Here is a 14503-nt window from a genome sequence, read left to right as displayed (position 1 = left end):
TTTTGTTTCAGCTTTTTTCCTTATCTCTTGCTAATTTCTTACGTAATTTAATCCCAGGGGGCTGTTCCAACCAATTATACTGAATCATTATATCTGCTCCGCTTTTCGCTAACTTAGCCACCTCTAGTGATAGACGCTCATAATTCAGCATTAAATCACTGCGCTGACTTGCTGCAGATGCAGTACCGTAATTACCAATGCCAGCTTGCATCATTAAAGAGATATGAAACATATTTAATTTATCGGAAAAAGTCCACGTGGTAGAATTGCTAATACTGATATCTGGGACTTCTGGAACCTCTATATCCTCTTCCTTTAATATGTCCGTAAAAATTTTCACATGCTTTTTCGCTACGTCACTACATCTTAATATATATTCCTGTATATCCTTTGAAGGAGATGTTTGTGCAAATGCTAAACAAAGCTTATTGCCTATAGAGTTTGTCATAATATTCATATACAAATAAGAAATTTCAATAGCGTTAAGTGGCCTCTTGTCTTGAAACGGATTAAGCCCGCTTAAATAATCTTTACTATCTACAAAATCTGTCTCTTTAGGTACAGAAATATATGGGTGTCTTGAATTGACTCCTTTTTCAAGCGCTATATCTAAGGATGTATTGTAAAGTATCGTAGTTTCATGAATTACCTCTGTAAAATAATCACGAATATCCTTCCTAGTACTCATGGAAAGAAGACCACCATATGTTACAGAACCTATTTTTGCCATAAAATTAACATAGGTTAAACAAAAGACATCTGTGAAAAGCCAAGGAGCATTAGGATTTACATCTTGTTCTGCAAATCCGTTAGGTGTGGCATAGTTTTCTTTTTTAAAGATAGCTGTTAGCTTCTCAATATGTGAACATGACAAATCATAAGCATGTTGGATAACTGGTTTTATTTCTTCATCTTTTAAATCCTTCAACATAAAACTCAGTACCTGCAATGACATACTATCATTCATGTAAACTGTCCATAGTGATGCTATTTCACCTGATGTTAAATTGATATGCTTATTCACATTTTGCCTCCTTAGAACAGATATCTTTTGCTTTATTATTTCCTATTCAGAAAAAAATATTTGTTTTGGAAGCAACGTTTAAATCATTCGAATTTGTATCTATAAGAATTAAAAAGACTATTCTCTGTCACCAAGAACAAAGAATAGCCTATTTACCTATTTTGCCGATTCTTTTATTATTTCAATAACCCGATCACGTGATTTTTCACTATGATATTCTTTCATCTTATCCCGCATAACCGGTGCCTGCGATACTAACTGCTTAAGCTGTCTAGCTAAGGATTCCTCTGTTAAATCTTCCTCTTCTAATACTCTTGCATAGGATTTTTCCTGGAAGGACTTTGCATTGATAATTTGGTCGCCTCTGCTTGCCTCTTTTGATAAGGGGATAAGTAGCATAGGGATTTGTAATGCTAAAAATTCATATATTGCATTAGAGCCTGCTCGTGACAAAACATAATCCGTTGCAGCAAATATATCCTTTAATTCGTCATGCACATACTCAAATTGCATATAGCCCTCTTGACTAAAACTAGAATCTGTTTTTCCTTCTCCACAAATATGAATAATTTGAAAATGCGAGAGTAAGTTTTCTAAGGAAGACCTTACTGTTTCATTTATTTTGGCAGCTCCTCCACTTCCACCCATAACTAGTAGAACTGGTTTTTGGTGATGAAAGCCACATAATTCAAGTCCTCTTTCTTTATCCCCTTGGAATAATTCTTCACGAATAACTGCACCAACATATTCTGCCTTTTCCTTTGGTAGAAAGTTAACTGTCTCAGGAAAGGTTGCCAACACTTTCTTAGCAAAAGGGATAGCAAGCTTATTAGCAAGTCCAGGTGTGTAGTCCGATTCATGAATCACTGCTGAGACACCTCGCATTTTTGCAGCTAGAACTACCGGAACTGATACAAAGCCCCCTTTAGAGAAGATGACAGCAGGCTTTTGTTTACCAATTATTCTCCATGCTTGCAGGGTTCCTTTTAATACTTTGAATGGATCTTTAATATTTTCTAGAGACATATATCGTCGTAATTTCCCTGTTGAAATTGAATAGTAAGTAACACCATCTAATTGTTCAATTAATTTTCTTTCAATACCGTCTTTCGAACCAATATAATCAATTTTCCATCCTTCACGTTTAAAAACAGGGATCAATGCTAGATTTACAATTACATGTCCTGCTGATCCTCCGCCTGTGAATAGAATCCGTTTATTTTTCATATGATTTGGTAATCCCCTCTTTCCAATTACACATGTAAGCCTTATAATAGCATTTATGTAATCACTATCGTTCCTTCTCTATCCTATAAGAAAAATATGAAAAAAGGAAGCATTATAAATGTATGAAACCAAAACCATCAAAGAAAAGATCAAGTTATTTTTCATCATCTTTTTTCCCATTCTTATTACACAAGTAAGTCTAAATCTAATGACCTTTTTTGACACGGTCATGTCTGGGCAGGCTGGAGCAATCGATTTAGCTGGTGTTGCAATCGGATCGAGTCTCTGGGTCCCGGTTTTCACTGGAATAAATGGTATATTACTAGCCATTACACCGATAATATCCCAGCTTTTAGGTGCTAGATCTTATGACTCACTCGCAAAAAAGGTGCAGCAAGCTATCTATTTATCTATGATCCTAGCAATTATAATAATTATACTAGGTGGCCTTTTTATTAACCCCATCCTAAATATGATGAATTTAGAGAGTGAAGTTAGATTTATTTCCAAATACTATCTTATTTCATTAGGGCTTGGAATTATTCCTTTATTCATTTTTAATACATTGCGTTGCTTTATGGATGCCTTAGGACAAACGAGAGTTTCCATGATTATCATTCTTATCGCATTACCAATAAATATCATCCTTAACTACTTATTTATCTTTGGTAAATTTGGTTTTCCTGAGCTTGGTGGAATTGGTGCTGGCATTGCCACATCACTTACGTATTGGTTAACAAGTATACTTGCTATACTCATTATCCATAAAATGAAGCCGTTTAAAGAATATCAAGTCTTCTCAGCTTGGGTTAAACCAAAGACAAAACACTGGAAGGAACAACTTAAAATTGGTATCCCAATCGGCTTTGCTATCTTCTTTGAAACGAGTATCTTTGCTGCAATTACATTATTAATGAGTGAATATAATACCAATACAATTGCAGCCCATCAAGCCGCAATGAGCTTCTCTTCACTATTGTATATGATTCCACTAAGTGTTGGTATGGCACTGACAATTACTGTCGGCTATGAGGTAGGAGCAAAACGACTAAATGATGCGAAAGCTTACGGTTATATCGGTATAAGTGGTGGTATTTTTATTGCGTTACTTAACGGAATGATTTTATTCCTATTTAACGATTATGTTGCCAGCTTATATAATAGCGACCCAGATGTCATTGCATTAACAGTACAATTTATAAGCTTTGCTATTGTCTATCAACTGGCAGACGCATTCGGTGCACCAATTCAAGGAGCACTTCGTGGATATAAGGACGTTAATATGACATTAATTATCGCACTCGTATCTTATTGGGGTATTGGATTACCAACTGGCTGGCTATTAGCAAACTTCACTTCACTTGAACCATTTGGCTATTGGGTAGGCATTATCGTTGGACTAAGCACTGGTGCTGGAGCATTATTAGTTAGGTTACGCTATGTTCAGAAAAAATACGACAAACAGCAAAACCCATCTGTTGATTAACAAATGGGTTTTGTTTTGTTAAATAGAAGTAACTCATATGAACAAACCAGCAATAGTTGCTGACAGAATGGATGCTAATGTTGCCCCGAGTAAAAGCTTCAATCCAAACCTTGATACTTGTCCCCCTTTTTCACGATCAATCCCTTGAACTGTTCCAGCTATAATCCCAATGGATGAAAAATTAGCAAAGCTTGTTAAAAACACCGTTACAATTCCGATTGTTTTTTCCGAGACTGTTTCAAGCATCGGTTGAAACTCAAGCATCGCTACAAACTCATTCGTTACGATTTTCGTTCCCATGATTGCACCAGATTCTAGTACTTCATTCGCTGGTATACCCATTAAATAACCAATTGGTGCTAATACATAGCCGAGTATTTGCTGTAAGGTAACACCAGCAAAAATAGCTTGAATAATCCAGTTCACTAATTCAAGTGACGCTATAAAAGCTACTAACATGGTAGCGACTATTAATGCTATTTTTCCTCCTTCTAGAGCACCATTACCCATTGCTTCAAAAATACTATTTTCGTTGGAAACATCCGTAATGTCGACTTTATCATCCTGTTTGGAAACATAAACAGGTGCAATAATTGATGCAACAATTAATGCGCTAAACATATTAAGAGGTAAAGCAACAAGAACATATTCTGCTGGAAGCATTTGAATGTAGGCACCAATAATTGAAGCTGATACAGATCCCATCGCTGAAGCACTAACAATATATAATCGGTTAGCATTTAAATGATGAAATTGTGACCGAATAGCAATTAAAGCTTCAGACTGACCAAAGAAAATACTATTAACAGCATTGAAGGATTCTACCCTCGGTAATCCTGTTATTTTTGAGATAATCCCACCAATATATTTAATAATGATTGGCAAAATCTTCAAATAGGTAAGGACAGATAAGAGTGTAGCAAAGAATACAATTAATAAGAGAACATCAAAGAAAAAGACGCCGCCTTCTTTTTCTACTACACCACCAAGAATAAAATCAATTCCTGCCTTTCCAAATGCAATTAGTTTATTAAAAACTGCAGATATACCATTGATTATGCTTTGACCAATTGTTGTTGAAAACATAAACCAAGTAATAAGTAGTTGTACTAGAATCATTATACCTATACCACGGTAATTTATTTTGCTTCGGTCATTGGAGAGTAAGTATGAAAGCCCAAGGACAACTATTATTGCTAAAATTCCAAGAAGAATATCCATAAAGTTTCCCCCTATACAAATATAGTTTCGGTTTTAGTTGTCCCCAAGTATTTCTGAAATAACAGGAACTTAGAAAATTTTTTACTAAGTTCCTGGAAAATTAGTCCCCTCTAAATAAAAAGTCATGTTCATCGCAGCTTTTTTGCATAAAAAAATCCTGCTATAACATATTGTCATAGCAGGATTTACCTTAAATTATCCTTCTAATAATAAATCATATGGATCTTCTAGTAACTGTTTCACTCGTACTAAGAACTGTACTGCTTCTTTACCATCAACTATTCTGTGGTCATAGGATAAAGCAAGATACATCATAGGACGAACTTCGATAGAATTATCTGGCATTGCGATTGGACGCTTAATGATGTTGTGCATCCCTAAAATACCAACCTGTGGTGCATTCAAGATAGGAGTAGATAGCATAGATCCAAATGTACCACCGTTTGTTATGGTAAATGTTCCACCTTGAAGATCGCTTAGCCCTAATTGTTTGTCACGAGCTTTCTTACCTAGATTTGCAATTTCACGCTCAACACCGGCAAAATCTAATCGATCAGCATCACGTACCACAGGTACGACTAAACCATCGTCAGTAGATACAGCAATACCAATATCATAGAACTTTTTAATAACAAGATCTGTTCCTTGGATTTCTGCATTAAGCAGTGGGAAGTCCTTTAATGCTCCAACTACTGCTTTCGTAAAGAATGACATAAAACCAAGTTTAACGCCGTGCTTTTCCATGAATTTATCCTTACGCTCACTACGAAGCTTCATAACATTCGTAAGGTCTACTTCATTGAAAGTAGTTAGCATAGCAGCAGTATGCTGCGCTTCAACAAGACGATTAGCAATTGTTTGACGGCGACGTGACATTTTCACACGCTCTACAGGCTTTGTAAATTCTGTTACTTCTGCCTTAGGAGCAGCTTGTTTAGCAGGTACTGGTGCTTGTTTTGGTGCACTTGCAGCAGCTTCGACATCCTCAGAACGTACACGACCAAGTGGATCACGCGTTACTACTGTACTTAAATCAATATTTAATTCACGAGCTCGTTTTCTTGCTGCAGGTGATGCAACTACATCATGCTTCGAAGCTGATTGTTCCTCTACCTTTGGCGCTGGATCAGCCTTTGGAGTTTCACTTTTTACAGCAGGTGCTGGTGCTTCTTCTTGCACAGGTTCAGCAGTAGCTCCACCTTCTTCACTAACCTTTGCAATTACATCCCCAACTACGACGTCATCTCCTTCTTCTTTAACGAATTCAGTGATAACACCGGATACTTCGGAATTAACCTCCACGTTTACTTTATCTGTCTCCAATTCGACGACTGGATCGCCTTTTTCAACGCGATCTCCTACTTTAATAAGCCACTGAGCGATTGTTCCTTCTGTAATGGATTCGGCAAGTTCGGGTACAATAATTTCTTTCACTGGAATCTCCTCCTAAAGTCGGTTAATTGCTTGTTGCACAATGTTTTCTTGTTCTGCCTTATGCACGTTTGGATCACCAACAGCTGGTGCTGAACGATCTGGACGACCGATATAGCTTAGCGTTTGCCCTTGCTTTAATAATTCACGTAAACGTTCCTCTACAAAGCTCCAAGCGCCCATATTCTTAGGCTCTTCTTGAACCCAGACAATTTCTTCAAGATTTGGAAGTTCACTTACAATCTTCTCTAATTCCTTTTTAGGGAAAGGATAAATTTGCTCTAGTCGAACAGCACGTAACCAATCAAATTTTTCCCCTGATTGATCAATCGTTTCTTCAATATCTATCATTACTTTTCCAGAACCAATTAGTAAGCGTTTAGCATTCTTTTTACTTACTTTTAGATTTGGTTGATTACGTAATGGTTGGAATTTACCTTCCGTAAATTCTACCGCCTCTGATGCAACTCTTTGATTGCGAAGTAAGCTACTCTTTGGTGTCATTAAGACTAATGGACGAGCTTCCTCCTTATCACGTAATGCTGCCTGCCTACGTATTAAGTGGAAGAATTGTGCTGATGATGTTACATACGCTACAATCCAGTTATTCTCTGCCGCCATTTGTAAGAAGCGCTCTAGTCTTGCACTTGAGTGTTCTGGACCTTGACCTTCATATCCATGAGGAAGCAATAAAACCATATTAGATTTTTCTCCCCATTTTGCACGTGCAGCAGAAATAAATTGATCAAAAATAACTTGTGCTGCATTAGCAAAGTCTCCGAATTGAGCTTCCCAAAGTACTAGTGTATTAGGTGACTGAACACTGTAACCATATTCAAATCCTAATACTGCTGCCTCAGATAATGGGCTGTTACGAATATCAAAGGAAGCCTTAGCATCTAAGCCGTGAAATATACTATATTTTTCATTCGTGACAGCATCGTTCAATACAGCATGTCTGTGTGCGAAAGTACCACGTTCAGAGTCTTGACCTGTTAAACGAATTGGAATACCATCTTTAAGAATAGAACCGTAGGCTAAAGCCTCACCAGCTCCCCAGTCTACCGTGTTTCCTTCTTGTAAAGCCTCTCTGCGACGTTTAAATATTCTCGCCAGTTTTTTATTTTCAGTAAATCCCTCTGGACGATTAAATAATCCTTCATTAAGAACTACAAGTTCATCCATTGAAACAGCTGTCTCGTATTCTTCTAAATCAGTATTTAAGGCGTCTGGCATGTCCTTACATTCAACCTTAGCAAGATCAGTTTCACTCATGCCATCATAAATAGCCTTTAGATTCGTCTCTACTTCGGCAACCATTTTATCAAATTCTTCACGATTGATAATGCCTTTTTCTACTAGGTTATGAGCAAAAACATTGGCAACAGTCGGATGTTTGTCAATGATACTGTATAGCTTAGGCTGTGTTACCCTTGGCTCATCCATTTCATTATGTCCGTAGCGACGGTAACCGACTAAATCAATGAGGATATCCTTATGAAATTCCTTACGATAATCATAAGCAAGCTTAATTGCAGATACACAAGCAATTGGATCATCTGCATTTACATGAATTACTGGAATTTCAAATCCTTTTGCTAGGTCACTAGCATATCTAGTTGAACGTCCGTCCTTTTGATCAGTGGTGTATCCTAATAAGTTATTGGCAATGATGTGTAAGGTTCCTCCAGTTGAATATCCAGGTAAATTTGCTAGGTTAAGTGTTTCTGCAACTACACCCTCACCAATAAATGCTGCATCCCCATGAATTAATACTGGAATTGCCTTTGTAACATCTTGTTCAGGATAGCCACTTTGGGAACGATTATCTTGTGCTGCACGAGCATAACCTTCAACAACTGGATTGACAAATTCTAAATGAGAAGGATTATGAGCTAGGGTAATTTTTATTTTCGTTTCTTCCCCATCTTTAACATCCTTCACAGCACCAAAGTGATATTTAACGTCTCCTGTCCATCCGTAATTAATCCCCCTTGAACCTTCTGAAGGAATTAATTCTTTATTCGGTGAATGGTGAAACTCGGAAAAGATTTTATCAATAGGTTTTCCGAGAACATGAGCTAGAACACTTAATCGACCACGGTGTGCCATACCCATCATTATATGTTCCACTTTGTCCGCTATTGCATGCTTAACAACATGATCAAGCATTGGAACCATAGATTCAAGTCCCTCAATGGAGAATCGTTTTTGACCGACGAATGTCTTCTGTAAAAACCCTTCAAATCCTTCTACGTTTGCAAGACGATCTAATAGTTGTTTTTTCTCATCATTCGACAGATTTAAATATGCCTTACCAGATTCGATATAGTTTGATAACCATTCACGCTCTTCATCACTATCTACATGATCATATTCAAACGTAATGGAACCCGTATAATATTTTCTTAATTCACGTACTACATCTAAAGCATTATCCACACCTGCTGGGGCTTTATCCCATACCCAAGATGCAGGAATATCCTTTAATTCTGCTTCTGTCAAACCATATTTTTCTGGATGTAATAGCTCAGACTTTCTTTCTTCTTGAACACTAACTGGATAAATATTTGCTTCTAAATGACCGAAACGACGAATAGCCTCAACCAATTTAACCGTTGAGGTGATTTTCTTAACATCATTTATGGAAGTGCTAGCGTTTTCGTAAACGATATCATTTGAAGCCTGTAACCAAATAGGTGCTCCATGTTGATCGAAAATTTCCTTTAGAGATGGATCAACTGCTTGAGGATCCTCTTTGTAAAGATCATATTGTTCTTCAACATAACCTATATTAGGACCATAAAACTCTCCCCAGAATCTTTGTGAAGATTCATCATTTTGTGCCACGACTTATACCCCCATTAGAAGTTAACTTTCTCCGCATAATTTACGGCTTTTTTACACAATTCTAATTATAGAACTGAGTTATGACTTCATCAACTAATATACCTTATTTTGTCAAGGGAAACAATACATCTTATGCGTACTAAAACAAAATTGAGATAAAATAAAAAGATAGGGAATTTTCTTACTTTTCATTTCGGAAATTTGTAACCATTCTTAGTTCACATTCTGGAATTTATTCGATATAATGAGGACAGCAAATAATGTCTTTTCATACATATTGAAAAACTTGAAGGAGGGCACTCTCATGAAATTAGCACTACTTTTAGGTGTAATAGTTGTATTTTTAACTTCTATTTTTACTGCAGGATACGAAGCAAAACCAGGGGTACCAAAGAAAAATCAATAATGTTGAGAGCTAGCCCAGGACATGAGCTAGCTCTTTTATTTTTTGGGCTTATAAAATTACTTAAACGCCATTTCCTATATTTAGAACAGAAGGCGCTCTTGTAATCGCCCTTAAGTTAAAAGTGGAAAACCTTGTTGCCTCAATACCTCATAGACAATAATTGCTGCTGTGTTTGATAGATTTAATGATCTTACCTTATCGTTCATATGAATTCGAAGGCACTGATCTTCTTTACCAATCAGTAAATCCTTTGGAATTCCAGTCGACTCTTTCCCAAAAACAAAAAATAACTCCTCATCCTTGTTACTAAAGTCAAAATCGGTATAATGTTTTGTTCCAAAGTTTTCTATATAATAAAACTTTCCGTTTGGATATTTTTCATATAACTCAAAGATAGAATTATGCTCCTCTAAGTCAACTTGTTCCCAATAGTCAAGTCCAGCCCTTCGAACCATTTTACTATCCGTAGAAAATCCTAGTGGATGGATTAAATGTAACTTAGTATCTGTTGCTAGACAGGTTCTTCCAATATTTCCCGTATTAGATGGGATTTCTGGTTCATATAATACGACATGTAAACTCACACTTCATATCTCCTTAAACTTCTATTGTACAACTCTATCATTATAGCATTAATCACCAATACGGAAAAATTTATATTGTATATTTGGCGTATAAGCAGAAGAGTCCTCATAAGACCAATAGCGGTGGCGGCTATTTTGTGTATGAGCATTGACTAGTGGCATTCCATCGGCGTCTTTTTCAACCACAATGGTATTATGATTCCATCTACCGTCCCCTTCAAAATCGTAGCAAATAACGTCACCTGGTATTAATTCACTAGGTGACTCAACCTCTGTTCCTTTCAGACCATGTGTTGAACCAGAAAGAAACCATCTCAAAGCATGGGCAACCGCCCAACTATAGCTCCAATTATTCCCTTGATACCACCAGCCTTGATTTCGATGTGGTGCCCCTCGCATTGGAGCTCCTCCGGCTCTTAAACACTGTGAGATATAATTAGTACAGTCTACTTCAAATTTCCGATAAGCTGGATTATAACTATTCCACCATCTCTCCGCATATTGGACGGCTGCTCTTCGGTCATAAGTAAATCGTACAGACCGATCTACTGCATCCGATTCAACCTCTACCTTCTCCAGATGCTGTTTGGGAACATATTCTTCCATTTGACGATGTTCAATAATTTGGTCAGATTTTAATATAAATCGATGTGGAATAATTCTCTCTTCCTGAAAAAAATGATTCCCTTGCTTCATTAACATCGATATATGCAGTTGATAATACAATTTTTCTTCATTGCCTAAATTAATCCTCTGGAAAATATGTCCTTTCCCCTTGATTCTGGCAATCTTAACCCTTCGAGATTCATTTAAAATCTTTAGACGATTCCACCAATCAAATTCCTCATTTTCATTGTTAAAAAAGTTTTGCCAAAACATTTCTAGCTGTCGCACAAAAATCCCCTCCCATAGAATGTATATGGAGGGAATGCGGTCTAAAGTAGTAAATATTTGTTCTGAATTACTATTTTTAATTAATAAACTCCAGTTAAAACTAACTAGAAGTTTGCACTTCTCGAAATGCTAAACCTTTTCTCATTTCAAAGAGAACATCTTCATCCTTCTCGAATCTCATCGATTTTTCAATAGCAATGAACGCTTCCTCCGTTCCAATTTTCCCTAGTGACCATGCTGCAGTTCCTCGAATAACAGGCCGAGGGTCATTTTTCATAACCTGAATTAAGTCCTGAACTGCAGTAGTGTCACGGTAATGTCCAAGCCCGATGATAGCATTTCGTTGGATTGGCTTTTTACCACGCCAAGACCCAGCAATATGTCCAAACGTTTCTTTAAATTCACGGTTCGTAATGGTCAGCATTGGTTTTAGCTTCGGCTTGGCAATATCATCCTCAGGCTCAAATTCCGAATGTATATGAAAATCTATTTTTTTATTTTTGGGGCATACAAGCTGGCATGTGTCACAGCCATATACCCTATTACCAATTTTTGAGCGAAATTCATCCGGTAGGAAATCCTTTGTTTGCGTAAGAAATGCAATACATCGTTGTGCATTTAATTGCCCGCCTTGGACGATTGCTCCAGTTGGACAAGCATCAATACATATTCGGCAATCCCCACACCCATCTTCGGCAGGAGTATCTGGTACAAAAGGAATATTCGTCATGATTTCTCCTAGATATACAAAAGATCCAAATTCTTCTGTTATTAAGAGCGTATTCTTACCAACGAATCCGACCCCAGCACGTTCAGCCACTGCTTTATCAGACAATTCACCAGTATCGACCATTATTTTAGTAATCGCATTATCAATTCTTTCATGTATAAAGCTTTCTATTTTTTTTAGTCGTTCTCGTAGGACATGATGATAGTCCGTTCCCCAAGATGCTCTACAAAAAAATCCCCTTCGTTCTTCTTTTGTACTTTTTGGTGCATCTTTTCTCATTCGTGAAGGGTAAGCGACTGCAATTGAAATTATTGACTTTGCTTCGGGAAGTAGTCGTTTTGGTTCGGTTCTTTCCTCATTGGTTCCTTTTTCAAAACCAGATTGATAACCAAGCTCCTGCTGACGAATTAGTCGTTCCTTTAATTCACTAAACACATCTGCTGTTGTAAAACCAATTTTATCAATACCGATTTCCTTACTATAGGCAATAATTTCTTCCTTTAATTGATTTGTATTCATGGCAGTGCCTCCCTTCTTTAATTGGACTATTCTTAAGATACATTATGTCCGTAAAAAGTAAAAACGCAACGCTTCGTAAGTTTTTACGAAACACTGCGTTAAGACATATGTATGGAGCGGGTGAAGGGAATCGAACCCTCGACATCAGCTTGGAAGGCTGGAGTTTTACCATTAAACTACACCCGCATTTAAAGTGCTTATTTTAACTTGAGCATTTTTGAATGCAGAAATTATTATAGCAGGTATATGGACAACATGCAAGATTTTTTTATTCCCATTAAAAACATTAATTACGTATGCCTAGCCAACCCATTTTGTAGTTTGGCATTATAAATTATTCTCTGGCTAAAATAGGCTTAACTTCAGTTAAACCAATCTCCTCCCATCTTAACCCATTATCAAAGTTAGGAATATTATATAAAAACAATCATTTACATCATTGATGGGAAGTAATAAAATAGTCACTATACGAAGGGAGCGATAAGGTTTGTCAATTTTTCCAGTAATTTTGTCTCAAACAAAGTTTATTCATCAAGATAGCTTAAAATTTCCTTTAGAGGAGCGTGCTCTTCAATTTGGGGATGGTATATATGAAGTAATTCGAATTTATAGTGGCACCTATTACTTATTTGATGAGCATATTGATCGGCTATACCGGTCTGCTGAAGCTATAAAAATTAAACTCTTATATCCAAAAGAAGAACTTAAGCAATTATTATTAGAATTATTAAAACGAAATGAAGTGACGGAAGATGGAAAGCTGTATATGCAAGTGTCTCGAGGTTCTGCACCTCGTGATCACGTTTTTCCAAAGGATGTCGATCCGAACATTTATGCTTATATTGGCTCCCAGCCTCGCAATCTAGAAAACTTAAAAAATGGTGTAGCAGTTATTACACAGCCTGATATTCGTTGGCAAAATTGCTACATAAAAAGCTTAAACCTGTTGCCGAATGTCATGGCAAAGCAAGAGGCCTATGAACATGGCTGTTATGAAGCAATTCTGCACCGTGATGGGCTTGTTACAGAATGTTCTTCCTCGAATGTATACTTTGTAAAGGATGGGAAAATATACACACATCCTGCAACTCGGAATATTTTACACGGATGTGTACGAATGGCCATTGAGCGTTTCGCACGTGACCTTCATATCCCTTTTATTGAAGAAGCATTCATGCTAGAGGAAATTGAAGAAGCAGACGAAATCTTCTTATCTAGTAGTACTTCTGAGGTTACTCCTATTATCACGGTTGATGGTAAGCAAATAAGTGATGGGAAACCTGGCGCTATTACAAGAAAATTGCAAGCAGCATATGAAAAAGATGCAGCTATATTAGAAAATTCAATTAGTAGTTTAGTATAAAGTCACTATATAAGAGCGGGTCTATTTCCTTAATTACATGTGTTAACAAGGATATTGACCCCCTTTCTATTTACTAGAAAATTTTATTAAAGGAGTGTCTTATGAAAAAAATTACTATTTTAGGCAACCCTGGTGCTGGGAAATCAACGCTTGCTAAAAAATTAGGAAATATGCTAAATATCCCTGTATACCATATGGACACCTTTTATTGGAAACCAGGCTGGGTAGCTCGTGATGAGCAGGAACTCCTTCAGCTGCATGACGAAGTATTAACACAGGAAAGGTGGATTATTGATGGAAACTATAGTGTAACACTTTCGAAACGATTGGAAGAGGCTGACACCGTAATATTTTTACACTATTCCACAATAAAATGCTTATACGGTATAACGAAAAGGCGAATACAGTACCGTAAAAAAGCCCGACCTGATATTGGAAAGGATTGTCCTGAAAGACTTAATGTAGACTTCATTCTATGGACGAAAAATTTTAACAAAAACAAGGCAGTTAAAATCTATGAAAAACTTGCGAGAATACCGCATGCCGAGGTACATATCTTTAGAAATCGGAAACAGTTAAAAAACTTTTTAAAGGAGTTAGAACAAAATCTAGCAAATTAATAATTCGCAATTGCTTCGCAAACCGAAATAGTTTAGAATAAGGAATATTAGAAAGATATTTTCAATATTTTAATATTAAATTTCAAGCACAGGATGAAAAGGACGATTAATTTTCGCAATTTTCCGCACAAAGAAATGGAGGTTTTAA

General features: G+C 36.7%; 10 protein-coding genes, 1 tRNA gene and 1 pseudogene. 3 read left to right on the top strand and 9 right to left on the bottom strand.

From position 1 onward, the window contains the following. Nucleotides 1–7 precede the first annotated feature (7 nt). Together KI338_RS01295 and murG are read right to left on the bottom strand one after the other, a co-directional pair. On the bottom strand, nucleotides 8–1024 hold the full coding sequence (locus KI338_RS01295; RefSeq protein ID WP_212919165.1) for a DUF3231 family protein: 1017 nt from the start codon (nucleotides 1022–1024) through the stop codon (nucleotides 8–10). Between the two features lie 156 nt (nucleotides 1025–1180). Then, on the bottom strand, nucleotides 1181–2251 hold the full coding sequence (gene murG / locus KI338_RS01290; RefSeq protein ID WP_212919164.1) for an undecaprenyldiphospho-muramoylpentapeptide beta-N-acetylglucosaminyltransferase: 1071 nt from the start codon (nucleotides 2249–2251) through the stop codon (nucleotides 1181–1183). A 118-nt stretch (nucleotides 2252–2369) separates the two neighbouring features. Here murG and KI338_RS01285 point away from each other — a divergent pair, with 118 nt between their 5' ends. Then, on the top strand, nucleotides 2370–3737 hold the full coding sequence (locus KI338_RS01285) for an MATE family efflux transporter (RefSeq protein WP_212919163.1): 1368 nt from the start codon (nucleotides 2370–2372) through the stop codon (nucleotides 3735–3737). Between the two features lie 33 nt (nucleotides 3738–3770). Here KI338_RS01285 and KI338_RS01280 read toward each other — a convergent pair whose 3' ends face one another. The 7 genes and pseudogenes from KI338_RS01280 to KI338_RS01250 all read right to left on the bottom strand — a co-directional run bounded on the left by KI338_RS01280 (nucleotide 3771) and on the right by KI338_RS01250 (nucleotide 12558). Next, nucleotides 3771–4958: a NupC/NupG family nucleoside CNT transporter gene (locus KI338_RS01280; RefSeq protein WP_212919162.1), complete on the bottom strand. Its 1188-nt coding sequence runs from the start codon at nucleotides 4956–4958 to the stop codon at nucleotides 3771–3773. A 195-nt stretch (nucleotides 4959–5153) separates the two neighbouring features. Beyond that, nucleotides 5154–6392, bottom strand: a complete 1239-nt coding sequence (gene odhB, locus KI338_RS01275) for a 2-oxoglutarate dehydrogenase complex dihydrolipoyllysine-residue succinyltransferase (RefSeq protein WP_212919161.1) — start codon at nucleotides 6390–6392, stop codon at nucleotides 5154–5156. Continuing rightward, nucleotides 6322–9239: pseudogene (locus tag KI338_RS01270) on the bottom strand (2-oxoglutarate dehydrogenase E1 component). The gene odhB and the pseudogene KI338_RS01270 overlap by 71 nt, the downstream one beginning before the upstream one ends. Nucleotides 9240–9755: 516 nt before the next feature. Next, nucleotides 9756–10229 carry a tRNA (cytidine(34)-2'-O)-methyltransferase gene (locus KI338_RS01265; protein ID WP_212919159.1) on the bottom strand — a complete coding sequence of 158 codons (474 nt, stop codon included), beginning with the start codon at nucleotides 10227–10229 and terminating at the stop codon, nucleotides 9756–9758. 48 nt (nucleotides 10230–10277) lie between these two features. Then, entirely contained in the window at nucleotides 10278–11123 is an 846-nt protein-coding gene (locus tag KI338_RS01260) for an amidase domain-containing protein (RefSeq protein ID WP_244853269.1), read from the bottom strand. A 100-nt stretch (nucleotides 11124–11223) separates the two neighbouring features. Further along, on the bottom strand, nucleotides 11224–12372 hold the full coding sequence (gene queG / locus KI338_RS01255) for a tRNA epoxyqueuosine(34) reductase QueG (protein WP_212919158.1): 1149 nt from the start codon (nucleotides 12370–12372) through the stop codon (nucleotides 11224–11226). Nucleotides 12373–12484: 112 nt separating this feature from the next. Further along, nucleotides 12485–12558, bottom strand: a tRNA-Gly gene (locus KI338_RS01250). Nucleotides 12559–12859: 301 nt separating this feature from the next. On the opposite strand from KI338_RS01250, the gene dat reads away from it, so the two are divergent. Further along, nucleotides 12860–13735 (top strand): D-amino-acid transaminase, encoded by an 876-nt coding sequence (dat, locus tag KI338_RS01245; protein WP_212919157.1) that lies wholly within the window; start codon nucleotides 12860–12862, stop codon nucleotides 13733–13735. Nucleotides 13736–13836: 101 nt separating this feature from the next. Next, the gene (locus KI338_RS01240; protein WP_212919156.1) at nucleotides 13837–14355 is read left to right on the top strand and encodes a P-loop NTPase family protein; all 519 of its coding nucleotides are present in this window, start codon (nucleotides 13837–13839) and stop codon (nucleotides 14353–14355) included. Nucleotides 14356–14503 lie beyond the last annotated feature (148 nt).

This window comes from Ornithinibacillus bavariensis (assembly GCF_018333235.1).
GTDB classification, from domain to species: Bacteria; Bacillota; Bacilli; order Bacillales; family Amphibacillaceae; genus Ornithinibacillus; species Ornithinibacillus bavariensis.
Note: the sequence above shows the minus strand (reverse complement) of the source record. Positions and strands in the feature narration are given on the sequence as shown.